General features: G+C 34.5%; 18 protein-coding genes, 3 tRNA genes and 1 pseudogene. 8 read left to right on the top strand and 14 right to left on the bottom strand.

Annotated elements, in window-relative coordinates; all coding sequences use genetic code 11:
• Nucleotides 1–84: 84 nt before the first annotated feature.
• Nucleotides 85–1,881 carry a translational GTPase TypA gene (typA, locus tag ACNQGB_RS04755; protein WP_417943742.1) on the bottom strand — a complete coding sequence of 599 codons (1,797 nt, stop codon included), beginning with the start codon at nt 1,879–1,881 and terminating at the stop codon, nt 85–87.
• A gap of 172 nt (nt 1,882–2,053) precedes the next feature.
• Between typA and ACNQGB_RS04750 the strand changes: the two genes are divergently transcribed.
• Together ACNQGB_RS04750 and ACNQGB_RS04745 are read left to right on the top strand one after the other, a co-directional pair.
• Nucleotides 2,054–3,769 (top strand): PAS domain-containing sensor histidine kinase, encoded by a 1,716-nt coding sequence (locus tag ACNQGB_RS04750; RefSeq protein ID WP_417943741.1) that lies wholly within the window; start codon nt 2,054–2,056, stop codon nt 3,767–3,769.
• Nucleotides 3,769–4,173, top strand: coding sequence for a response regulator (locus ACNQGB_RS04745; RefSeq protein WP_417943740.1), 405 nt, complete (start codon nt 3,769–3,771; stop codon nt 4,171–4,173). Before ACNQGB_RS04750 ends, ACNQGB_RS04745 begins: the two co-directional genes overlap by 1 nt.
• Nucleotides 4,174–4,247: 74 nt before the next feature.
• Here the strand turns inward: ACNQGB_RS04745 and rpsT are convergent, their stop codons facing one another.
• The 5 genes from rpsT to proS all read right to left on the bottom strand — a co-directional run bounded on the left by rpsT (nt 4,248) and on the right by proS (nt 6,391).
• The gene (gene rpsT, locus ACNQGB_RS04740; RefSeq protein ID WP_035673520.1) at nt 4,248–4,499 is read right to left on the bottom strand and encodes a 30S ribosomal protein S20; all 252 of its coding nucleotides are present in this window, start codon (nt 4,497–4,499) and stop codon (nt 4,248–4,250) included.
• A gap of 31 nt (nt 4,500–4,530) precedes the next feature.
• A tRNA-Glu gene (locus ACNQGB_RS04735) sits at nt 4,531–4,602 on the bottom strand.
• A gap of 41 nt (nt 4,603–4,643) precedes the next feature.
• Nucleotides 4,644–4,715: transfer RNA gene (locus ACNQGB_RS04730), tRNA-Glu, on the bottom strand.
• Between the two features lie 47 nt (nt 4,716–4,762).
• A tRNA-Glu gene (locus tag ACNQGB_RS04725) sits at nt 4,763–4,834 on the bottom strand.
• A gap of 78 nt (nt 4,835–4,912) precedes the next feature.
• Complete coding sequence (proS, locus tag ACNQGB_RS04720; protein WP_417943739.1) at nt 4,913–6,391, bottom strand: proline--tRNA ligase; 1,479 nt, start codon at nt 6,389–6,391, stop codon at nt 4,913–4,915.
• 100 nt (nt 6,392–6,491) lie between these two features.
• On the opposite strand from proS, the gene ACNQGB_RS04715 reads away from it, so the two are divergent.
• The 5 genes from ACNQGB_RS04715 to ACNQGB_RS04695 all read left to right on the top strand — a co-directional run bounded on the left by ACNQGB_RS04715 (nt 6,492) and on the right by ACNQGB_RS04695 (nt 12,191).
• Nucleotides 6,492–7,520, top strand: coding sequence for a hypothetical protein (locus ACNQGB_RS04715; RefSeq protein ID WP_417943738.1), 1,029 nt, complete (start codon nt 6,492–6,494; stop codon nt 7,518–7,520).
• A gap of 54 nt (nt 7,521–7,574) precedes the next feature.
• A complete protein-coding gene (locus ACNQGB_RS04710; RefSeq protein WP_417943737.1) occupies nt 7,575–9,155 on the top strand; it encodes an OmpP1/FadL family transporter in 1,581 nt (526 codons plus the stop codon).
• Between the two features lie 273 nt (nt 9,156–9,428).
• Entirely contained in the window at nt 9,429–10,742 is a 1,314-nt protein-coding gene (gene rimO / locus ACNQGB_RS04705; RefSeq protein ID WP_417943736.1) for a 30S ribosomal protein S12 methylthiotransferase RimO, read from the top strand.
• A gap of 32 nt (nt 10,743–10,774) precedes the next feature.
• Entirely contained in the window at nt 10,775–11,254 is a 480-nt protein-coding gene (locus tag ACNQGB_RS04700; protein WP_417943735.1) for a hypothetical protein, read from the top strand.
• 34 nt (nt 11,255–11,288) lie between these two features.
• The gene (locus ACNQGB_RS04695; protein ID WP_309756884.1) at nt 11,289–12,191 is read left to right on the top strand and encodes an N-acetylmuramoyl-L-alanine amidase; all 903 of its coding nucleotides are present in this window, start codon (nt 11,289–11,291) and stop codon (nt 12,189–12,191) included.
• A 184-nt stretch (nt 12,192–12,375) separates the two neighbouring features.
• Here the strand turns inward: ACNQGB_RS04695 and ACNQGB_RS04690 are convergent, their stop codons facing one another.
• On the bottom strand, nt 12,376–13,425 hold the full coding sequence (locus ACNQGB_RS04690; RefSeq protein ID WP_417943734.1) for an outer membrane beta-barrel protein: 1,050 nt from the start codon (nt 13,423–13,425) through the stop codon (nt 12,376–12,378).
• Between the two features lie 878 nt (nt 13,426–14,303).
• On the opposite strand from ACNQGB_RS04690, the gene ACNQGB_RS04685 reads away from it, so the two are divergent.
• The gene (locus ACNQGB_RS04685) at nt 14,304–14,720 is read left to right on the top strand and encodes a hypothetical protein (RefSeq protein ID WP_417943733.1); all 417 of its coding nucleotides are present in this window, start codon (nt 14,304–14,306) and stop codon (nt 14,718–14,720) included.
• Nucleotides 14,721–14,850: 130 nt separating this feature from the next.
• Here the strand turns inward: ACNQGB_RS04685 and ACNQGB_RS04680 are convergent.
• From ACNQGB_RS04680 to ACNQGB_RS04650, 7 genes and pseudogenes are all read right to left on the bottom strand, one after another.
• A pseudogene (locus ACNQGB_RS04680) lies at nt 14,851–15,846 on the bottom strand (aldehyde dehydrogenase family protein).
• Nucleotides 15,847–15,896: 50 nt separating this feature from the next.
• The gene (locus ACNQGB_RS04675; RefSeq protein ID WP_417943732.1) at nt 15,897–16,052 is read right to left on the bottom strand and encodes an aldehyde dehydrogenase family protein; all 156 of its coding nucleotides are present in this window, start codon (nt 16,050–16,052) and stop codon (nt 15,897–15,899) included.
• Nucleotides 16,053–16,396: 344 nt separating this feature from the next.
• Nucleotides 16,397–18,508, bottom strand: a complete 2,112-nt coding sequence (locus ACNQGB_RS04670; RefSeq protein ID WP_417943731.1) for an ATP-binding protein — start codon at nt 18,506–18,508, stop codon at nt 16,397–16,399.
• Between the two features lie 411 nt (nt 18,509–18,919).
• Nucleotides 18,920–20,461: an acyl-CoA carboxylase subunit beta gene (locus tag ACNQGB_RS04665; protein ID WP_417943730.1), complete on the bottom strand. Its 1,542-nt coding sequence runs from the start codon at nt 20,459–20,461 to the stop codon at nt 18,920–18,922.
• Between the two features lie 110 nt (nt 20,462–20,571).
• Nucleotides 20,572–22,011, bottom strand: a complete 1,440-nt coding sequence (gene accC, locus ACNQGB_RS04660) for an acetyl-CoA carboxylase biotin carboxylase subunit (RefSeq protein WP_417943729.1) — start codon at nt 22,009–22,011, stop codon at nt 20,572–20,574.
• Between the two features lie 100 nt (nt 22,012–22,111).
• Nucleotides 22,112–22,597 carry an acyl-CoA carboxylase biotin carboxyl carrier protein subunit gene (locus ACNQGB_RS04655; protein ID WP_417943728.1) on the bottom strand — a complete coding sequence of 162 codons (486 nt, stop codon included), beginning with the start codon at nt 22,595–22,597 and terminating at the stop codon, nt 22,112–22,114.
• 99 nt (nt 22,598–22,696) lie between these two features.
• Nucleotides 22,697–24,904, bottom strand: coding sequence for a B12-binding domain-containing radical SAM protein (locus tag ACNQGB_RS04650; RefSeq protein ID WP_417943726.1), 2,208 nt, complete (start codon nt 24,902–24,904; stop codon nt 22,697–22,699).
• Nucleotides 24,905–25,030 lie beyond the last annotated feature (126 nt).

The raw sequence follows: 25,030 nt of genomic DNA, 5'->3' as shown, positions 1-25,030 counted from the left end.
ATAAAAGATATAGTGTACAGCAGGATTAGGTTCAAAAAAAAACCATCAACTTACGCTGATGGTTTTAATTAAAACTCAAATGAATTAGAATTTAAATCTTTTTCTATCTGTTTCTGTCAAATATATTTTTCTTAAACGAATCGATTTAGGTGTAACCTCAACATATTCATCTTTCTGAATGTATTCTAAAGCTTCTTCAAGCGAGAAAATAATTGGAGGAATGATTCTTGCTTTCTCATCATTTCCAGACGAACGAACGTTAGATTGTTTTTTCTCTTTCGTTACGTTTACACACATATCATCACCACGAGAATTTTCTCCAATAACCTGACCTTCGTAAATTTCAGCATTTGGTTCAACAAAGAACTTTCCACGATCTTGTAATTTATCAATAGAATAAGGAATAGCTTTTCCTTTTTCCATAGAAATCAACGAACCTTTATTACGTCCAGAAATTTCTCCTTTGAAAGGCTCATATCCTATAAAACGGTGCGCCATGATAGCCTCACCAGCAGTTGCAGTCAACAATTGGTTACGCAATCCAATAATTCCACGAGATGGAATGTTGAATTTTACAATCATACGTTCTCCTTTAGTTTCCATGCTCAACATTTCACCTTTACGCATAGTAACAAACTCTACCGCTCTTCCAGAAAGTGTTTCTGGTAAATCGATTGTCAATTCTTCAATTGGCTCACATTTTTTACCATCAATTTCTTTGATAATAACCTGTGGTTGACCAATTTGTAATTCATACCCTTCTCTTCTCATTGTTTCAATAAGAACTGATAAGTGAAGTACTCCTCGACCAAAAACCATAAACTTATCAGCTGAATCAGTTTCACCCAATTTCATTGCTAGGTTTTTCTCTAATTCTTTTGTCAAACGGTCTCTAATATGACGAGAAGTTACAAATTTACCCTCTTTCCCGAAGAAAGGGGAATCATTTATTGTAAACAACATGCTCATGGTTGGCTCGTCGATATCAATTGTTTTTAAAGCTTCTGGGTTTTCAAAATCAGCGATAGTATCTCCAATTTCAAATCCTTCAACTCCAATAATCGCGCAAATATCTCCTGCGATAACTTCTTGTACTTTTTTACGACCAAGTCCTTCAAAAGTATGTAATTCTTTAATACGTGATTTTGTGATAGTACCGTCTCTTTTTACTAATGAGATTGGCATACCTTCATTAAGCACTCCTCGTTCTAGACGACCAATAGCTATACGACCCGTAAATGCAGAGAAGTCTAATGAAGTAATCAACATTTGTGGAGTTCCTTCAGAAACTTTAGGAGCTGGTACATTCTCGATAACCATATCCAACAATGCTTCCACATTATCAGTTACGTTCTCCCAATGATCCGACATCCAGTTATTTTTAGCAGAACCATAAACAGTTGGGAAATCCAATTGCCATTCTTCGGCGCCTAATTCAAACATTAAGTCAAAAACTTTCTCATGAACTTCTTCTGGAGTACAGTTTTCTTTATCAACTTTGTTAATTACAACACAAGGCTTTAATCCTAGGTCAATCGCTTTTTGTAATACAAAACGGGTTTGTGGCATTGGTCCTTCAAAGGCATCTACAAGTAGACAAACCCCATCGGCCATGTTTAACACACGCTCTACCTCTCCACCAAAATCAGCGTGACCAGGAGTATCGATAATGTTGATTTTTGTTCCTTTGTAAACTACAGAAACATTCTTTGAAGTAATGGTAATACCTCTTTCACGCTCTAAGTCGTTGTTATCAAGGATTAAGTCACCTGTATTTTCGTTATCACGAAATAACTGACAGTGATACATAATTTTATCAACCAAAGTTGTTTTACCGTGATCGACGTGGGCAATAATTGCAATGTTTCTAATAGATTCCATCTGTGATTTTTAATGGGTGCAAAGGTACACTTTATTTTGATATAAAAAATATTTAAACAATTGTTTACATATTCTTAACCCATTAACCACAACAATAGACCTTTAGGAAAAACTAAAAAATAAGTTATACCTGTTCCTTACAAACTAAGTAATTATTAATTATATTTGAGTAATGAAAAGCAAAACCAATCAAGTAATCAGCATCTACATACTAATTGCAGTGTTTTTAGTCATTGTTAGTTATAAATTTTTATACCATTACAACACCGATCCTAATTATCAATTCTATACTTTTATTAAAGATATTTTGTTCATTATATTGACTGGAATAATGTTCAAAACTATTTTATCCAAAAACGATTCTCGAAACATCTCTATCGTAAAAAAGCTAAAAAAAACGAACGATGAAATCAAAGAGTCAAATGAAAAATACGACATTGTTGCAAAAGCCACTAGCGATACAATTTGGGATTGGAAAATGCAAGAAGACAGCTTTTCTTGGAACAGAGGAATAGAAAATGTTTTTGGGTACTCTGACGAAGAAGTTGGAAAAAGTTCAAAATGGTGGTTTGACAAAATTCATCCCGAGGACAGTATTAAAATGTCTATCAGACTCTACTCTTTTATAGAACAAAAAACTGAAAATTGGCAGGATCAATACCGTTTCAAATGTGCGAATGATTCTTATAAATACGTTTTAGATCGTGGTTTTTTATTAAAAGATGAAAATGGTAAAGCCATCAGAATGATTGGAGCAATACAAGACATTACCAAACAAAAAGAAGAAGAACAAAGACTTAAGTTACTAGAAACTGTTTTTACGCAATCCAAAGACTCTATAATCATTACTGAAGCCAATGCATTAGACGGAACATTCCCAAACATTTTATATGTAAATCCTGCTTTTTCAATAATGTCCGGATTCAGTTTTGATGAAATTAAAGGAAAACCAGCAAATCCATTTAACAGTCCTAATTCTGATAAGAGCGAACGTGACAAGCTTCTAACTTTTATACACAATAAAAAAGAATGTTTGATAGAAACGGCGAGCTTCACAAAAAATAAAGAAGAGTATTGGGTACGCTTTTCTATGATACCCATTTACAATTCTGATACTGAACTTTCTCATTGGATTTCAATACAAAGAGATATTACCGAAGAAAAAAGGCAAGAAAAAGAAAAAGAGCAACTCATTAGAGAATTGACTCAAAACAACAAAGACTTAAAACAATTTTCTTATATAACATCCCATAACCTCAGAGCACCATTATCAAATCTTATTGGACTTTTAAACCTACTAGAAGATATCACAATTGAGAATCCAGAATTAAAAGAAATATTAAATGGTTTTACTAAGTCTACTCATTTATTAAATGACACTATCAATGACTTGGTAAAAGTCATTATTATAAAGGATAATCCCTCAATTAAGAGAGAAAAGGTTTTCATAAACCAAATTTTTGAAAATGTTTTCAGCCAACTTACTTCTCAAATCGAATTACACAAGCCAATAATTAAACTCAATTTTGAGAAGGTTTTAGTTCTAGATACTAACAAAGCTTATCTAGAAAGCATTCTTCTCAATCTTTTGTCCAATTCAATAAAATACAAATCCGAAAACAGAAAGCTTAGAATAACAATTACAACTGAAAAAAAAGAAGATGCTGTTGTGATGATTTTTAAAGACAACGGAATCGGTATAGACTTAGAAAGAAACAGGACTAAAATTTTTGGACTTTATCAGCGTTTCCATAATTATCCAGACAGCAAAGGACTTGGTCTTTATTTAGTAAAATCGCAAGTTGAAACTATGGGAGGTACAATAGAAATCGATAGTGAAGTGAATATAGGAACTACCTTTACATTAACATTTAAAAACAAACACTAATGTTAGATATAATTTTATGCATAGATGACGACGCGATAACACTAATGTTATGTAAAAAAGTAATAATCAAATCATCATTTTCTCATGAAATAATAACAGTGCAAAATGGCGAAGAAGCATTACAATACTTCAAGACTTTAAAAGAAGTAGAAAACCAATCGAAAGCACTACCTCAATTAATTTTTTTAGATTTAAACATGCCTGTTATGGGTGGATGGGAATTTTTAGATTATTTCAGCACTCCAGAATTTGCAGAATTCAAAAATATAAAAGTCGTAGTACTATCGTCTACAATAGACCCTGAAGATTTAGAAAAATCAAAACAATACCCAATGGTGATTGATTTTTTATCCAAACCGATAACCCAAGCTATGCTTGAATATTTAAAAGACAAAATAAATTAAAATCCAAACAATCCAAACCAAAAAAAAAGCTCTCAAAAATTGAGAGCTTTTTAAATATCTTATAATTGTACTAATTACAATTTAGCAACGTGCTTAGTTAATTTAGACTTTAAATTAGAAGCTTTATTATCGTGAATGATATTCTTTTTTGCTAATTTATCAATCATCGAAATTACGCTTGATAATTTTGACGTAGCATCTGTTTTGTCAGTAGCTATTCTCAATGCTTTGATAGCGTTACGAGTAGTTTTGTGTTGGTATCTATTTAATACTCTTCTCTTTTCGTTGCTTCTAATTCTCTTTAAAGCTGATTTATGATTTGCCATTTTATAATTTTTTTATCTTTTACTAATTTTGTAGTCCGTAAGGGAATCGAACCCCTGTTACCAAGACGAAATCTTGGCGTCCTAACCCCTAGACGAACGGACCATTATCCCCTAAGTTTTTATCAATATAGTATACTGAAATTGTAGCCCGTAGCGGAATCGAACCGCTCTTACATGGATGAAAACCATGCGTCCTAACCGATAGACGAACGGGCCATATTTCCTTCTAAGTTCAGGAAAACTGTAACACGCAATAAAAATAGTAGCCCGTAGCGGAATCGAACCGCTCTTACATGGATGAAAACCATGCGTCCTAACCGATAGACGAACGGGCCCTGCTTCTCTAATGCGGATGCAAAAATACAACTATTTTTGAAACGTACAATAGGACATGCAAAAAAAAATATTTTTTTTTAATACGCCTTTGCAAACAACACTCGCCCAAATGATTTTTCTCCAGTAAACACGCAACTTCCAGCCTCTTCAGCTCTATCTAAAGGTATGCATCTAATGGTCGCTTTCGTTAGGTCTTTGATCTTTTCTTCTGTAGTTGCAGTTCCATCCCAATGGGCTGATACAAAACCACCTTTAGTTTCTAAAACTTGTTTAAACTCATCAAAACTATTTACCTCCGTAATATGCGTATTTCTGTAATCCAATGCTTTTTCAAACAATTCCTTTTGAATCTGCTCTAATAAATCACTCACATATGATGTAATACTATCTTTAGCTACTACTTCTTTGGTCAATGTATCTCTTCTTGCAACCTCAAAAGTTCCATTTTCTAAATCTTTTGGTCCTACAGCAATCCTCACAGGGACTCCTTTCAGCTCCCATTCTGCAAATTTGAAACCTGGTTTTTGAGTAGTTCTGTTATCAAATTTTACAGAGATATTTAATTTCCGTAAAGTAGCAATCAAACTATTTACCTCAGTAGAAATAGATTCCAACTGCTCATCAGTCTTGTATATAGGAACGACCACTACTTGTATTGGCGCTAAGCTCGGAGGAAGTACCAATCCCTGATCATCGGAATGTGTCATAACCAATGCTCCCATCAAACGAGTCGAAACCCCCCAAGAAGTCCCCCATACATATTCCTGCTTCCCTTCGGCATTGGCGAATTTCACATCAAAAGCTTTTGCAAAATTCTGACCTAAAAAGTGTGACGTACCAGCCTGTAGCGCTTTACCATCTTGCATTAAAGCTTCGATACAATACGTTTCTTCAGCCCCAGCAAAGCGTTCGGATTCTGTTTTTATCCCTTTTATTACTGGAATTGCCATGAAATTTTCAGCGAAATCAGCGTACACATTCATCATTTTTTCCGACTCTTCCACAGCCTCTGCTTTTGTGGCATGTGCAGTATGCCCTTCTTGCCATAAAAATTCTGCGGTTCTTAAAAACAATCTCGTTCTCATTTCCCAACGCACTACATTTGCCCATTGATTAATTAACAAAGGTAAATCCCTGTACGATTGCACCCAACCCTTATATGTAGACCAAATAATAGCCTCACTAGTAGGACGAACAATTAATTCTTCTTCCAATTTTGCATTAGGATCCACCATAAGCTTGCCGGGATTATCTGGATCATTTTTTAATCTATAGTGTGTTACAATGGCACATTCTTTTGCAAATCCTTCCGCATTTTTTTCCTCAGCTTCAAACATACTTTTAGGAACAAATAACGGAAAGTAAGCATTTTGATGCCCCGTCTCTTTAAACATTCGATCCAATTCCCCTTGCATTTTTTCCCAAATAGCATATCCGTAAGGTTTGATAACCATACAACCTCTCACTCCTGAATTTTCGGCTAAATCAGCTTTCACAACCAATTCGTTATACCATTTTGAATAATCTTCTGCTCGTGTAGTTAAGTTCTTACTCATATTGAATGTTTTGGCACAAATTTTGCATTAATATTTTTAAATAAATAGTTCAGCAAAACTAAGTATTTTTGTAATGTGCAACAATAAAAACTCCATATATATGAAAACTAGTACTCTTCCCTTACGAAACCCAATAAGCTATTACTTTGTTGGTGTTTTGAGCATTCTGTTGACATCTTGTGGTTCTTACCAAAACAGCTCTTACTATGATTCTGATGGAATATATGGTAGCACTCCCAGAAGCGCTGTTCAAGAAGAAACACAAAGCGCTCCTAAGAACCAATATAAAGACTATTTTGGATCTTTACAGAATAACAATCAATCAGTAGAAATTTTTACAGACGTTGACAACTATGGCAATTACAACGTCGAAAACGACTCTTTACAAGACAACAATAATTATCCTGGCTGGGGAAGCAACCCACAAAGCGTAAGTATCAATGTTTATGACAATAATTGGGGCATGAACAATTGGTACGGTAACAATTGGGGATGGAATGGTGGTTATGGCTATGGCTTCAACAATTGGTACGGAAACAATTGGGGTTGGAATGGCGGTTTTGGATGGAACAATTGGTACGGAAATAATTGGGGCTGGAACAACTGGGGTTGGAATGGCGGTTTTGGATGGAATAACTGGTATGGCAACAATTGGGGCTGGAACAATTGGGGATATTCAAACAATAACTACAACAGAAACTATGCTTATAACTCCGGCAGAAGAGGCTCTGCTTATGCAAACAATAACGCTGTAGATCGTACTACTTCAAATTATTCTAGAGGTCAAAGAAATTACTCCGCTGGACGAACTGTAGATTCTAATTATAGAGGCTCCAATACTAATTTTGGTAGAGATTCAGCTACTCGAATGAACAGAACGAGTCCAAATTTCTCTAGAAATCAAGGTCAATCACAAAATAATTCTAATACCAATCCTACTAGAAGAGGAAGTTATAACACCACACGAAACGAGAGCAATAGGTCTGAGAGATCTTACACCCCGAGCACAAGGAATGATAATAATTCTAGATCCTATAGTCCTAGTTCCAATAGCAGATCAAGCAGCTCTGGTAATTATGGTGGTGGCGGAAGATCATCTGGCGGTGGCGGAAGAGGTGGAAGAGGATAAACAACCCGCCTTAACTTTCAATTTTGATGTTAAATTAAAACAAACCAATTAAATATGAAAAAATATATATTCCTACTCGCTTTAGGGCTATCCATAAACAATGCCAGATCACAAGACATCTCTGATGCTATGCGTTACGCACAGGACAATTTAACTGGTACAGCTCGATATAGAGCTATGAGTGGTTCTTTTGGTGCACTGGGCGGCGACCTTTCCTCTTTAAATGTTAATCCAGCAGGTTCTGCGGTGTTTTCTAATAACCAAATGGGATTGACGTTGAGTAATTATAACGTAAAAAACAATGCGAACTACTTTGGTACCGCAACTAAAGACGCCTCTAACTCATCTGATTTAAATCAAGCAGGAGCAGTTTTTGTTTTTAACAATAATAACGGTAACAGTAATTGGAAAAAAGTTTCACTTGGAATCAACTACGAAAACGCAAATAATTTTGATAACAACCAATTTTCTGCTGGAACCAATTCAAACAATTCTATAGATCAATATTTTTTGAATTATGCAAATACTGGAAATAATGGAGCGCCAGTACCACAACAATTTGTAAATAGAGTAACTGGAGAATCAATTGCTGATTTATATTCATTTTTAGGTCGCAATTTGCCCAACTCACAATTTCCAAGATTGAGTGGTTTTGATGCACAACAAGCCTTTTTGGGTTATCAAGGATTTATTATCAATCCCGTTGATGAAAATGATCCTAACTCTGCTTTTATATCTAATGTGCCTGCTGGAGCTGATTATTATCAAAAAAATAGTGTAACTAGCACCGGATATAATGGAAAATTATCATTCAACGCAGCTACATCTTATAAAGATAAATTGTACTTAGGAATCAACTTAAATTCCCATTTTACGGATTACATACGATCCTCGCGTTTTTCTGAAGAAAATAATGCACCCCTTACTAATGATTTTACAGTTTCAAGAATACAGTTTGATAATGATTTGAATACTTATGGAACTGGTTTTTCGTTTCAATTGGGCGCTATTGCAAAGTTAACAAATGAAGTGCGCGTAGGATTAGCCTACGAATCCTCAACTTGGTATACCCTGACAGATGAATTATCACAGAGACTTGTTGCAGTAAGTGCCAATACTAGCGAAGAACTCGAGCCTGATGTGGTAGATCCACAGTTTATAAATGTTTATGAACCGTACAAATTGCAAACACCAAGCAAACTGACTGGAAGTTTTGCCTATGTTTTTGGAAAATCAGGGCTAATAAGTATAGATTATGCAATGAAAGGTTACCGAAATACTAAATTTAAACCCGAAAACGATACCTATTTTAGTGCTCTAAACAGCAATATGAATTCTATTTTGGATACTACAGGAGAACTACGAATTGGTGCCGAATATAAAATAGACGCATTAAGCTTAAGAGGTGGATACCGTTTTGAGCAAAGTCCTTATAAAAACAAAACAACAATAGGAGACTTAACTGGATATTCGGCAGGTTTAGGGTATAATTTTGGTTCAACCAAAGTAGATTTAGCGTATTCGTATGCCAAAAGAAATTCGCAACAAGGATTTTTTAGTCAAGGATTTACGGATGGCGCCAGCATTGATGCGATAAACAACACGGTTTCAGTAACGTTATTATTTGAATTGTAAACGCATTATGAATTAAAATAGTGATCCGTCTCGTTATTCAAACAAGACGGATTTTTTTAGTCCTTGTGGTCCCGAAGCGTCGGGAGAAACCCTCCCTTTTTTTTCGAGAAATTGCTTCACCTAGCTCTTATTTTTATAGGAGTTAAGTGAATTTTGTTTGCAGCGCACAGCAGGAAATAGCTCCTAATAATCTGAAAACACTTTGAAAAAAGTTCAGATTGAATAAAAAATTGTAATTTTGCAAAATTCCCAAATTATCGGGATTCTACCGCTATGAGAACGAAGTCTTTAAAAAAGAATAAAATCAACGTGATCACTCTTGGGTGTTCAAAAAATGTATATGACAGTGAAGTGCTAATGGGTCAACTTCGCGCCAGCGGAAAAGACGTTACACACGAAGCACCTGAGGCTGAAGAGGGAAATATTATTGTAATAAATACGTGTGGCTTTATTGATAACGCTAAAGCGGAATCCGTAAATATGATTCTGGAATATGCTGATAAGAAAGAAAGAGGATTGGTAGACAAAGTATTTGTTACCGGATGCTTATCTGAACGATACCGTCCTGATTTAGAAAAAGAAATACCAAATGTAGATCAGTTTTTTGGTACAACAGAATTACCACAACTATTGAAAGCTTTGGGCGCTGATTACAAGCACGAATTATTAGGAGAACGCTTAACGACTACGCCTAAAAATTATGCTTACTTAAAGATTTCTGAAGGCTGTGATAGACCATGCAGTTTTTGTGCCATTCCATTGATGCGAGGAAAAAACGTTTCGCAAACCATTGAAAAATTGGTAAAAGAATCGGAAGGCTTGGCTAAAAATGGAGTGAAAGAATTAATTTTAATTGCCCAAGATTTAACCTATTACGGATTAGATATTTACAAGAAAAGAGCCCTAGGAGAATTACTAGAAGCACTTGTAAAAGTTGAAGGAATTGAATGGATTCGTTTGCATTACGCCTTCCCTACTGGTTTCCCAATGGATGTGTTAGAAATTATGAAGCGCGAGCCTAAAATATGTAATTATTTAGATATTCCGTTGCAACACATTTCAGATTCTATTTTAAAATCCATGCGACGAGGAACTACTCAAGCAAAAACAACAAAATTGTTAAAAGAATTCCGTGCAGCTGTTCCTGGCATGGCTATTCGAACTACTTTAATAGTAGGATATCCTGGAGAAACTCAGGAAGATTTCAATATCTTGAAAGATTTTGTTCAAGAAATGAAATTTGACCGAATGGGTTGTTTTGCCTATTCTCACGAAGAAAATACACATGCCTACTTATTGGAAGATGATGTGCCTGACACCGTAAAACAAGACCGTGCAAACGAAATTATGGAACTACAATCACAGATATCTTGGGATTTAAACCAAGAAAAAGTAGGACAAACATTTAAATGTATTATTGACAGAAAAGAAGGCGCTCATTTTGTAGGACGTACAGAATTTGATAGTCCCGATGTTGACAATGAAGTCTTGATTGATGCTTCAAAACATTACGTGAAAACGGGTGAATTTGTAATGATCAAAATTATTGAAGCAACAGAATTTGATTTGTACGGAGAACCAGTATAATTTTTCTAATTGATTTTAATTCTTACCACAACATGAAGATGCAATCCTTTAATTCTTACCTACTAATAGGCTTTATTGTTTTTTTTGCTAATACATCTTTTGCACAATTTGGAAATGGTGGGTATGGAAACGGCTATGGAAATGGTTACGGTGGTAATGGTAGAATGAACAACACAATGGATCAAACCAGAACGCCTCAAAAACCGAATGAAGTTCCTGTTGAAGTAACAGTCGGAAAGATCATGGAAAGACTAAAACCAGACCTTATTCTTGACGAACTTCAAGTAATAGCAATTTCTAACATCCTGACCGAAAGTATCAAATCTCAAGGTATGCTTATAAAAGCGGAAGTTAGTCAAGAAGAGAAAATAAAAAACATCACCGTTCTCTCTGAAACAACAGACAGGAAAATAATCGAAATGTTAAATAAAGACCAAAAGGAAAAATATACCGTTCTTCAAGAAGAAGCCAAAAATCCTAAAAAATCGAAAGCCAAAAAAAAATCTAATTAATCGATTCCACTCTGTTGCAAAAGTATAAGCTCGTATGAAAAAAATAGTCTCTTTCCTTTTAATAACTGTTATAGCTTTGTCTTGCGCTACGAATCCTTACAAAAAAAGTGAGAAAATTTACGATTCAAAGCTCAAATCATTAAAGCAAACAATTTCGAACAAAAATTCTCAGCCTTTACCAATTATACCGCACTTAGAGATAAATATCGACACTTTATACACTAAACAACTGCATACGTACAAGGACACTCTTTTTAAGATGGGCCCTACTCCTTTACAAAACGGAATCAATACCGAGTGGATAGGAACTGTGAATTTTAATTTAAGAAAGCCCAATTTTATTATTATTCACCATACCGCTCAGGACTCTTTGCAGCAAACATTAAAAACGTTTACTAAAATAGAATCTCAGGTAAGTTCACATTACTTAATTTCTGATGATGGCAAAGTAGTTCAAATGTTGAACGACTATTTACGAGCCTGGCATGCAGGTGCTGGAACTTGGGGGAAAAACACAGATATTAACTCTACATCTATTGGTATAGAATTAGACAATAATGGAACAGAAGTTTTCTCTGAATTACAGATCAATAGCTTATTAGCACTTTTGACAAAGCTAAAGAAAGATTATAATATCCCCGCTCAAAACATTATCGGTCATGCTGATATTGCACCTACACGAAAGAAAGATCCAAGTCAATTGTTTCCCTGGAAAATATTAGCCGAAAATGGTTTTGGTATCTGGTACGATGAGTTTTTAGAAACTGCTCCAACTGATTTTAATGTTGAACAAGGATTGCGTATTATAGGATATGATACCAAAAACCTGCCAGCAGCAATAACCGCTTTTAAACTGCATTATATTCAAACAGAAGTCAATGCAATTTTAGATGAAAAAACAATAAACACTATTTATTCTATTTATAAAAAACAATAAGCAGATATATAGATTGCTAATACCAATAAAAATTGTTTTTTGATTCTTTCAAAAAACAATTTTTATTTTATACAACTACAATTTTGAATGACAACTCAAACTAATGTATTACTGAAAGTCAAAGCACAAAAAAACTGCCAAAATTTATAAAGTATTTTGGCAGTCAAAAAAAATAGTGGGGAGATTAAAAACTATAGGTTGTTGCCAGTAGAGCATACGCTGTTGAACCTTTTGAAGCTGCAGCACTGTTTGCAAAAATATCCTCAGAAGCAGTATCTAAGCGGAATTCCGGAATAATAGTCAAGTTCCCTACTTTATAATTTAATGATAAAGTATTGCCAACCACACTTGTCCCAGCTAGTAGTCCAAAACCAGCCGTAGCATCTTTAGCATCGAAATACTCCAGTCTGTAGGCTAAACTCAACGTTTCTTTTAATGTAAAGTTTGCATACCCAACCAAAGCAAACCATTCGCCATCTAGTGTGCTATCAAAATCATTTTTAGTCATTGCATAGGTACCGTTGAATCCTAGTGAAAAAGAATCACTTACTTTTTTTGACCCTACAAAATCAAATTGAGTTTTGTTTTCGTCAGAAACAGGATTACTACTTCCTGAAGTAACATTAAAATACGCACTTCCCGTATCTCCCAAATACCCTAACTGACCAATAAACGTTTTTTGGGTGGAACCTGCTTCAAGTGTTGTCTTAAAATCTGTTGGGTTGGTTACTCCAGCCATAAAGCTGAATTTACCAGAAGTATATTGCGCTTTTACTCCTGTATTAAAAAATGGACCATAAGTAAAGGCATACGACATACTGTAATTTTTATTATCTACTGCATCAACCAGCTCATATCCGAGATGAGTGCTAAAGCTTCCTAAAATCACTTTCAATGCATCTGAAAACTCGTAAGTGAAATTTAATTGTTTAATCATAAAAGTTGATGCGTCATCATTATATGTAAATTGGGCAGCTCTGTTTCCAAATCCTAAATCAACAAAAACAGAGGCTTTATCCATTTTATGTGAAGCTTCAATAGACGCCATTCCTAATTCAAATGAATTGTGAGAATTCGTAAAACTAGTTAGACTGTTGTCTATACCGGAAAAATCATATTTATAATACGCATCAGCAGATCCTGCAAATGTTGTTGATGCCGATGCTGGAGCGCTTTGAGCAAAAGTAAAAGATGTTGTTAGCACTAATGCAATAAAGGATAGTTGGTTTTTCATGTTGGGTAGTTTTAGTTAGTAGTTTGCTTTGTTTGTTACTGTAGCATATTTTAAAAATCAAATTGAAATGGCTCAAATAAGGCATTTAAATACGCTTTTGAAAATTTAATTTTTTTAGATTTATAGAGCGAATTTATTAACTTTTATCTCAGTTGAATTACTATTTTCTAGTTTTTTAACTTGATACACAAAGAATTATCAATACCAAAAAATCATCAAAAAATAATAGCTATTCTATATTTTAAAGAGATAATTTTGAAAATTCAATAATTAAAAAATTTAGACACACCCCATGAATTTTATTAATTTATAAGAATTAATATTTAAAATATGGGATTTAAGTACATATTTTAATAAAAATAAAAAAGATACCCCATTAAAAATAGAGATTTATTGTAAATATAATTTTAAATAGTTTTTAATTTTTTCGCAAATAAATAATTAAAACTCAAAATTTTTATCAAGTTAATATATGATTTACAAAAAATTCAGCAAGCATATACATCAAAAATTTGAAGAAAAAAATAAAAAGTATATGCCGCAATATCAAGTTATTATTTTGGTCTATTAATTCCTTTTTTTGTAATTTAATTATGGGATTCAATTTGGACCAAAAATCTATTTTAAGCGTTTAAAATTTTTATTTAATAAACAGCAGAAGTATTCTTTTAGTCGATTTATTTTTATCCAAAGAATTAGACATAAAAATTTATATCGCCATCAGAAAAGATTTAATCTCCTTATTTATAAATAGTAATTGTAAAGATTCTAATTACAAATAAGAACATTTTCAAACAGAAATAGCTACAGATATGAAAATTTCAGTACTAACAATCTTTATTTTATTCACCGCTTCATTAATTACTTAAACGCATCAAATGATCAAACACGATAGCATAACAGCTGACAACAACTTAACTAAAATAGAAAATAATTTAGTGTATTATACTTTTTCCCAAAGTTTAGAAGAACAATCCATCAGTAAATATGCTGTGGCAAAATTGAGTGAAAAATCAAAAACCACTCCTTTTATTGTCTCTGAAAAAATTCAATTGAATGGAAAATCCGATTATAATAAAGTTGTTGTATTACAAAAACACCAAACTTTAGGACTGAAAGAGTCTGGAATAATTACTTCCTTTTATTTGGTAACAAAAGGAGAATCTCCGCTATCGTTTACTGAAAATGGTAAAAAGCGATTAAAACAAAATGCTGCCCAAAATGGAGCTCCGTTTATTGTTATTCTTTCTAATAAACCAAAGGATTTAAAAGCTGCGATCTATACCTATGAATAAGTATATAAAGTATCAATTTGTAGCTCGATAGGCTATAAAATAGAATTAAAGTCTATTTAAATCGAGAACGAATTTGCGTAAAACACAATTGCTATTCCCGATTCTTCTATTAAATAACTGCGAAAATCTATTATTCAATAATTAATGATTTGGCATTCATAAATTCCTTAATCCCTATTGCACCTAGTTCTCTGCCATATCCTGATTTTTTTATTCCACCAAAAGGAACTCTAGAATCAGAGCGAACTAAGGAATTCACAAAAACACTTCCTGCTTCTATTTTTCTTGACAAGTGGTAAGCATGCTCACGATCCGTTGTCCATATTGAGGCGGCCAAACCATATCGGTGATTATTGGCAATAGCGATTGCTTGATTCTCGTCTTTGACCCTAATGACAGTTGCTAGCGGTCCAAAAGTTTCTTCCTGAAAAGCTATGGAATCTGAATCGAAACACTCGATTAATGTGGGTTGAAAATTGCAATTTTCTCGTGCTCCTCCTACTATTATCTTCGCGCCCTGTTGTACTGATTTTTGTAATTGATTTTCTAATTTTTCTGCTAAATCCAATCGAGCAAGAGGCCCCAAATTAATCCCTTCCATCATTGGATCTCCTTGCTTGAGCAAATTAATTTTATTGGTAAACAGCGTTATAAATTCATCTGCTACTTCATCGACGACTATAAAACGCTTGGCACAAATACATGCTTGGCCAGCGTTGAGCATTCGCGATTGAGTGGCAACTGTTACAGCCTTTTCAAGATTTGCACTATTTAAAATTATAAACGCATCAGAACCCCCTAATTCTAGAACTGTTTTTTTAATATGCTTCCCTGCCAATGAAGCCACTGCGGATCCTGCCATTTCACTTCCCGTTAAAGTAATGCCCTGAACTATATTTGACGCAATGACATTTTATACCAGAGGAATATCTATTGTAATTTGTTGAAAAACTCCTTCAGGAAAACCGGCTTCCAAAAACGCATTTTCGATAGCTTTTGCACAACCAATAACGTTGGGTGCATGCCTTAAAAGAGTCACATTGCCCGACATAATTACCAGAGCCGCATATCGTAATACTTGCCAAAATGGATAATTCCAAGGTATTATTGCAAAAACAGCCCCCATTGGATCATAAACTGACATGCTTTTGAAAGATGTGTCATAATACTCGTCTTTCATATTATTTCCGCATTCTCAGCATAGAAATCGCAGTTTGCAGCTGATTTTTCAACTTCAGAAATACTTTCAAATAGTGCTTTTCCCATTTCTTTTGTAATCAAAAAACCGAGCACTTCTTTGTTTTTTCTAAGAATGTCAGCTAATTTTTTCATCAGTAATGCTCTTTATTCAAATGTAGTTTGCTTCCAGTTTTTGAAAGCTCGCTCAGTCAACTGCAATTTTTTATTCAATTGGGACTCTGTTAGAACTTCATGTTCTTCTATTAAAAGTTGTGAATACGGATCTATTGATTTAAAAATCATGTGTTTGTAATTAAATTTTAAAATATGCTAGAAATAAAACTAAGGCACTGCCGAAAATCATCGAACTTTGGGCGATTAATGAAAAAACATAAAGAGAAATGAAGCAAATCTGATTTTGAAAAATTGGATGAAATTGCACAATTAAATAAAACAGTGCAATGCAAATTGTTTGTGTAAGTTAAATTTACTGCGTTTTATTTATAAATTTCAACAAAAATAGCATCCAATACCTCATATACTTTTTCCTTATCCAATGGTTTTGTAATGCAATCTACAAAACCCATTTTCATGATTTTTTCTTTATCTTCAAATGAGGAATAGGCAGTTTGTGCGATGACGGGAAGTTCTGGCCTATATACTTTAATCTTTTCGTAGGCTTCAAAACCATTTAATACTGGCATTCTTATATCCATAAACACTACAGATATGTTTGGATTATTTACACATATATCCACTGCTTCTTGCCCATTTTTGGCCCTAATAACTGTATGGTTTTTGGATTGTATAATTTTTTGCAAAAGCATGAAATTTATACAGTCATCCTCTGCAATTAAAACAATTTCTTTTCCAAAATTCTTGGCAACCGATTTTACTTTTGTGGGTTGGACTACTTTAGCCGTTTGATCTATATCTAATGGAATGGTAAATGTAAATACAGATCCCAATCCAAGGGTAGACGCTACTTTGATCTCTCCACCTAACAGTTCGACATACGCTTTGGTTATTGACAAACCGAGACCTAATCCTGATAAATCGTGAGTTGCATCGCCTTCTATCCTTCTGAACCTCTCAAAAATTACTTTCAAATAATTTTCACTTATACCCATACCCGAATCCTCTACTTTAAACTCTAAACATCCTTTTTCTTTATTAACAGAATAGCCAAAAGCAACAAAACCTCTATCGGTAAATTTCAACGCATTTGTAATTAGGTTAACGATAATCTGTTTTAGTTTTGTTTCATCAGTATTAATATTTTCAAGAATTTTATTTGGGTTTTCAAGAATATAAAACTGAATGTCTTTATCCTTAGGAATCGTAACTTTTATAGCATTATACAATTCGACAATACAATTTTCTATGTCTAATCCTTTATAATTAGGCATAATTTGCTTGGCATCAATTTTAGACATTTCTATAAGGTCTTCAATAATAGATACCAAACTGTTTCCACTATTTTTTATAATTTTTAAATATTCAATTCGCTCTTTATTATCCAAATTTGGATCCTGAAGCAAATCACTAAATCCCATAATAGCATTCATGGGTGTTCTAATTTCATGAGACAAATTAGCCAAAAAAGATGATTTTAATCGATCACTTTCTTCAGCTTTTTTCTTAGCTATTTCTAATTGCTTCCGTTGATTGTTATTTTCTTCAAATAAGTTTCCAATATATCCAAACTCCCCATCGGACTTTTTTAAACTTTCGATAGCATTACTATTTCCTGTTTCAAGAATATTCTTGATTAATTTTAGTGGATTGTAAACCCATCGCTTTGTGTGGTACGCGTACACAAAAATACTTAGCAAAGAAACCAGAATAACAATAAAAAGAATCTCTTTTGTATTAGTGTAATTTAAATTGAACCGTCTTTTAAAAAGTACTTTTGCCACCACTTCATTTTTCCAATCCTTCAAATCAATCCCTACAACTACAAAATTATCTTCATGTGCAATTACATATTCACTAGAAGCCAAACTTACTTTTGAACTACTAATATTACCTACAGCATTAAAAAAAGACTCTTCTAAAAGTCTTGCCATAAAAAAATAACCAGCAGGTTCCGTTTTGTTCTTTTTAGGATCATTTGATGCATGAATTGTTGCACCAAAAACCTCAACAATTCCTTCAGGAATTTTTACATAAAACCGTTTTAGTTTTGATTTATGCAATACTGCCATCATCTCTTTTGGAATGAAATCAATGCTTTTGAGCTTAGTAGAGACGGTCTTGTTGATTATTTTTTTATCCAAACCATACACTCCAATATAATCTACTTCATAGGAATCAAATTCACTTTCAATGTATTTATTATACCATTTTACTTCTTTTGTTTTAGTATAATTGACCAACTCGTCCCAATAGGTAACATCAATAACAGTGGCCAATGAAGTTTTTGAGTTAAGTCTAAAAAGAGACTTCACCTCTTTATCGTATTGATCGTAAGTAGTTTTATAGAAATGTTCTTCTTCTTTAATAGTATACAAGTAAAGAGAAATATAAATGATCAAAAAGAAAATACTCGTTGAAATTATCAACAATAGTAATTTAGAGTACGTATTTAAATTAAGTAATCTTTTCATGGAATGTCAAACAATAAAAAGGAAATTAAAAATCTTACCCATAGTTTTGTAAGATATATCACTTTTTTTTGATGGCGCAAGTTAAGTTTTTTTGCTAGAAAAAAAAAGATAACCAAAAATTTTGATAACATTAATTTTAATAACAGTTTACCTATCAACACAATACTTTTAGAAATGTTTCAAATCCGGTTAAATAACGCCTTAATTATTCACTTTGCTAGTGTTTTTTTGAACGGAAATTTAAAAACACAAATTGAATTGCTAAAACGTTTACTTTTAATATTACCAACTAATCGTATCAAAAAAAAATAGGAAACAAAATATTTTTATGTAGAATTTGATTGTAAATAAAAACTTCATTAAAACAAAAAAACCATCTTAAATGATGGTTTTTACTGCGGCCATTGCAAACTACAAGGGAATATTACCGTGTTTTCTATCAGGTGTTATGCTTACTTTATTTTCGAGCATGCTAAACGCTTTTATCAATTTGCGTCGGGTATTTTGCGGCAAAATTACCTCATCTACAAAACCACGTTGCGCGGCAGTATACGGATTCGCAAACAACTCCGCATATTCTGCTTCTTTCTCCAAAAGCTTTGCTTCATGATCATTGGCTTCGTTAATTTCTTTTTTAAAGATAATTTCCGAGGCACCTTTGGCTCCCATCACGGCAATTTCGGCAGTTGGCCAAGCAAAATTCATATCGGCACCAATGTGTTTCGAGTTCATCACATCATAGGCGCCACCATAGGCTTTACGGGTGATTACAGTTACTCTCGGCACAGTTGCTTCGCTTAAGGCATAAAGCAATTTCGCACCGTGAACGATAATCCCGTTCCATTCTTGATCCGTTCCCGGTAAAAATCCAGGTACATCCACCAAAACCAATAACGGAATATTAAAACAATCACAAAAACGGGTAAATCGAGCCGCTTTTTTTGAACTATTCACATCGAGACAACCCGCTAAGATCATGGGTTGATTGGCAATAATCCCAATACTTTTTCCTCCCAACCGAGCAAAACCTACCAAGATATTTTCGGCATAATTTTTATGAACTTCAAAAAAAGAATCCTCGTCAATAATTCCACCAATAACCTCGTGCATATCATACGGCTTGTTGGGATTATCTGGAATAATGGTCGCTAATTTAGTACGCACTTCATCATTCAGGTCGTAGGGTAAGTTGTGTGCTTTCTCTTTATTGCTTTGTGGTAAATAACTTAGTAACCGTTTCAAGTCCTCCAGACATTCTACATCATTGGTAGAAGTAATGTGCGCTACACCAGATTTAGTAGCATGCGTACTTGCACCACCCAATTCCTCAGAAGTTACGGTTTCATTGGTTACGGTTTTCACAACATTCGAACCCGTTACGAACATGTAACTGGTATCTTCAACCATCATCGTAAAATCAGTCATTGCAGGAGAATACACAGCTCCGCCGGCGCAGGGTCCCATAATTGCAGAAATTTGTGGAATAACTCCTGACGCTTGTACGTTTCTATAAAAAATATCGGCATAACCACCCAAAGAACGAACTCCTTCCTGAATACGCGCTCCACCAGAATCATTTAGTCCAATCATAGGCGCTCCCATTTTAACGGCCATATCCATGACTTTGCAGATTTTCTCAGCATGAGTTTCGGATAAAGAACCTCCAAAAACTGTAAAATCCTGAGCAAAAATATAAACCAATCTTCCGTTAATGGTCCCGTATCCTGTGATGACTCCATCGCCATAATACTGTTCTTTTTCCATTCCAAAATCAGTCGTGCGGTGTGTCACCAACATCCCTATTTCTTCAAAGGAACCTTCGTCCATCAAATAATTGACGCGCTCTCTTGCGGTTAGTTTTTTATTCGAATGTTGTTTTTCGATACGTTTTTTACCGCCACCCAAATGAGCTTCGGCAATTTTATCGTTTAATGTGTTTACTTTGTCTTTCATATTTATTTTTTTTGACCGCCAATTCGCTAATTATATTTTAAACCCATTTAGAGATTAAGTCTCATTTGGAAAAAACAGTACTTACTTTTTCTTAATGGTAAAAAAATATTTTAATTCGGTACCCGTACGATTTTTTGATCTTCAAAATATTGTCTCATTGCCACAAGAGCTGCAATTTCGGCTTCTTTAGCCATTTGTTTTTTCAACACATCGGCATTGTAATAATTCTTAACGAAATGCGTGTCAAATTTCCCGGAACGAAACGCCTCATGTTCAAAAACAAATTTCCCAAAAGGCAATGTTGTCTGAACGCCTTCTACTTGATACTCTTCAATGGCCTTAATCATAATTTGAATGGCTTCTTCACGAGTTTCTCCATAAGTGATTAATTTGGCCAACATCGGATCGTAATAAATAGGAATATCCATGCCTTGTTCAAAACCGTTATCCACACGAATTCCTTCGCCAACCGGCAATTGATAGACATCTAAATGACCCACACTTGGCAAGAAATCATTCATAGGATCTTCGGCATACACACGCAATTCCATCGCATGTCCTTTTATTTTTAAATCTTCTTGCTTGATAGCTAGTTCTTCACCTCGTGCTACTCTGATTTGTAGTTCGACCAAATCGGTTCCAGTTATCCATTCCGTAACGGGATGTTCCACTTGCAAACGCGTATTCATCTCCAAGAAGTAGAAATTATTATTTTCGTCCAATAAAAACTCTACAGTTCCAGCTCCTAAATAATCACAAGATTTAGCTACCAAAACGGCTGCTTCACCCATTTTTTTTCGCAGTTCTGGTGTTAAAACCGAAGAAGGCGCTTCTTCAATTACTTTTTGGTGACGACGCTGGATGCTGCATTCTCTTTCGAATAAATACAGCACATTCCCATAACTGTCTGCCATAACTTGAATTTCGATATGTCTTGGCGAACCCACATATTTTTCGATAAAAACAGAGCCATCTCCAAAAGCAGCAATTGCTTCACTGATGGCGCGATCCATTTGAGATTCGAAATCAGCTTCGCTTTCTACTACACGCATTCCTTTTCCTCCACCACCGGCAGAAGCTTTAATAAGTATTGGGAAACCAACTTCCTTAGCAATAACTTTTGCTTTTTCGACATCCGTTATTGCCTGATCGTATCCTGGGACCATTGGAATATTGAAGCGCTTAACGGCATCTTTGGCCGCCAGTTTACTTCCCATAATCTTAATTGCTTTCGACTTTGGTCCAATAAAAATGATATCATTTTTTTCGCATTCTTCAGCAAAATCAGCATTTTCACTCAGGAAACCATAACCGGGATGAATCGCATCAACATTTAAAGATTTCGCAACCTCGATGATTTTACTTCCTAGTAAATAGGATTGACTCGAAGGGGCTTCACCAATGCAAACAGCTTCATCAGCAAATTTTACATGTGGTGCATCTCGATCTACTATAGAATATACCGCAACAGTTTTAATACCCATTTTTTGAGCTGTTTTCATCACCCTGTTGGCAATTTCCCCTCTATTGGCAACTAATATTTTTTTCATTTTTTATTTTTTAACCGCAGTTTTGCTAATTTTAATTCTCTTACATTCATTTGTATTAAATGATGTATGTTTTATTTTTTATTAGCGAAGTAGTGGTGTTTTATTCGAATTCAATTAACAACTGACCTTTATCAACAGCATCTCCTGTAGCAACCGAAATCGATTTGATAATACCATCGCGTGGAGATAGGAAACTATTTTCCATTTTCATCGCTCCCAGAATAATTAAATTGTCGTTTTCTTTTACTTCTTGCCCCACCACAACACTGATTTCAAGAATCAATCCCGGCATAGGTGCTTTAATGAAATTGACTTGTTTAGTAATTCCCGTTTCGAATCCCATTTCTTTAATCAGAATATCCAATGGGTTTGAAATCGCAACAGTATAGGTGTTGTTGTTTACCTTGACAGTATAGCTTTTTTGAAGAAAATCAGAAGTGATAATTTCCGCTTGATACGGAATGTTCTCATTCAAAATATGGAACTTATCTGTTGCGATACTTACTATATCTAGATGCGAAACACTTTCCGTTTCCATATCAAAATGAAAGGTGTCGTTTACGTTAACTTTATAACCCATACTCATTTGTTTCTTTGTTTGAATCGTAAAAATAAGTAAAAGAAAACGTTTTCGTAAACCAAAAATTAAGTTTTATGCTAAAACAGTATTGGTAAGTAAATAAATTTACAACACTAATAATCCGAATTCTCGCAGTGTTTTAATCGGTTTGGAGAACCAAAACAATTCAAAATCTTCCAAATGGGTTTCGAAATCAGCTTTGACTTCTTGGTAAGTATGCGTTTTAGTATTTGACACTGCAATTTTTAAAAGCATTTCCACCAACCATGCTCCCTCCTCTTTACTGGTTTGAATGCTGAAACTTTCTTTTTTATCATGAAAAGTAAGTGTCATTAATTCCCACGAATTTCCTTTTTTAGATTTCGTAAAAATTTCTATCGAAGGCTTACCGCCCAACCAAATAATTTTTGCAGTCGGTTTACTATTGAAATCCTCTTCTTCTTGTAAAGCATCAAAAATAAAATCGGGTGCAATTTTCGTCTTTGGGATTTTAAAGTCAAACCAATCTTGCAATTGGTAATCAAAACAGATGCCGTGCATGAAATTGAATAAAGATTTCTTGAGTCCAAAACTGAATTTATCATGATCAATTCCTGTTGAATCAGTATAATTAATATCGTTATTGGCGAAAGTTCCAATCGCTTCAGTTTCCTTTACCACACCAAACTTCTCAGGATACAAACCTACAGGACTGTGCGCAGTCATGGCAAATTGATGCCAAAATCCGGATTGCAATACACCAACTTCAAATAATTGGCGCACCATTTCCAGACTGTCCACCGTTTCCTGAATGGTTTGGGTAGGATATCCGTACATTAAATACGCATGTACCATAACACCAGCTTCGGTGAAATTGCGGGTAACTTTAGCTACTTGCTCGACCGTTACGCCTTTATCAATTAGTTTCAATAAGCGATCCGAAGCGACTTCGAGTCCACCCGAAACGGCGATACAACCAGAAGCTTTTAGAAGTAAGCACAAATCTCTAGTGAAACTTTTTTCGAACCGAATGTTTGTCCACCACGTCACTGCTAATTTCCTACGCAGGATTTCTAAAGCTAGAGCACGCATCAAAGCCGGAGGAGCCGCTTCATCAACAAAATGAAATCCGTTCTCGCCTGTTTGAGCAATCATTTCCTCCATTCGATCGCACAATAAATTGGCGGCAACAGGTTCATAGATTTTAATGTAATCCAAAGAAATATCACAAAACGTACATTTTCCCCAATAGCAACCGTGGGCCATGGTAAGTTTATTCCAGCGACCATCGCTCCACATGCGGTGCATAGGGTTCACAATTTCGATAACCGAAATGTATTTATCCAATAACAAATCCGAATAATCAGGCGTTCCCACTTGCGATTGTTTGTAATCCGGTTTGGTAGAATTATTTTTGTATACAACTTTTCCGTTTTCCAAAAGAAAGGTTCGTTTATATTGCTTCTCAACTGCGCTCGAAGTGACCGCATTTATAAGTTCTTCAATTGGCATTTCTCCATCATCCAAAGTAATAAAATCAAAGAATTCAAAAACACGCGCATCCGAGAGTGAACGTAATTCCGTATTTGGAAAACCGCCACCCATCGAAATCTTGATATTTGGATGATACTTTTTTACCCATTGTGCCGAACGAAAAGCCGAATATAAGTTTCCTGGAAACGGAACTGAAATTAAGAATAGTGTAGGTTGAATGTCTTCTATTTTTTCTTTTAGAATCGAAAGAAGAATGGTATCAATGTATGTTGACTCTTGTTGGAGCGCTTCATATAATTCGTCAAAAGAATTGGCAGATCTTCCCAAACGTTCGGCATAACGGCTGAAACCAAAATTAGCATCAACACATTCCACAATAAAATCGGATATATCTTCGAGATACAAAGTCGCCAAATGCTTTGCTTTGTCCTGCGTTCCCATAGTACCAAAAGCCCAATCGAGTTCTTCCAATTGTGCAAATCGAGAAGCCTCTGGTAAAAAATCTTCCTGACATATTTGAAGCGCCAATGTTGGGTTTTTCCCTTGTAGAAAAGTAATTACGGGATTGATTGTTTTTAAGTACTCGTCTTGCAATGCATAAATACGTTTCGAGTTATCCGAAATAGTATTATTTGAAACTTCAAACTTAAAACTTGCAACCGTAAACAAATTTTGCAATCCTTCTTTCGATAACAATTCCAAAATCACTTCGATACCCAAATCCGCCTGAACAGACTCGATATTTTTGGTATTCAGAAACCCTTTGATATAAGCGGTTGCTGGATACGGTGTATTGAGTTGGGTGAAAGGGGGCGTGATTGCGAATAATTTGGTTTTCAAGAGGAAAAGTTTTGTGCAAAAATAAGGGATAATTATGTTGTTTTCCCGAATTTATAATTACAGTAAGGAAATTTATAGAAAATAATAAACACAGAGGAAGTCTAGGTTTATATTATTTTTTTTCGC

This window comes from Flavobacterium frigidum, from assembly GCF_048286795.2.
This window is presented reverse-complemented; position numbering and strand designations above follow the sequence as displayed.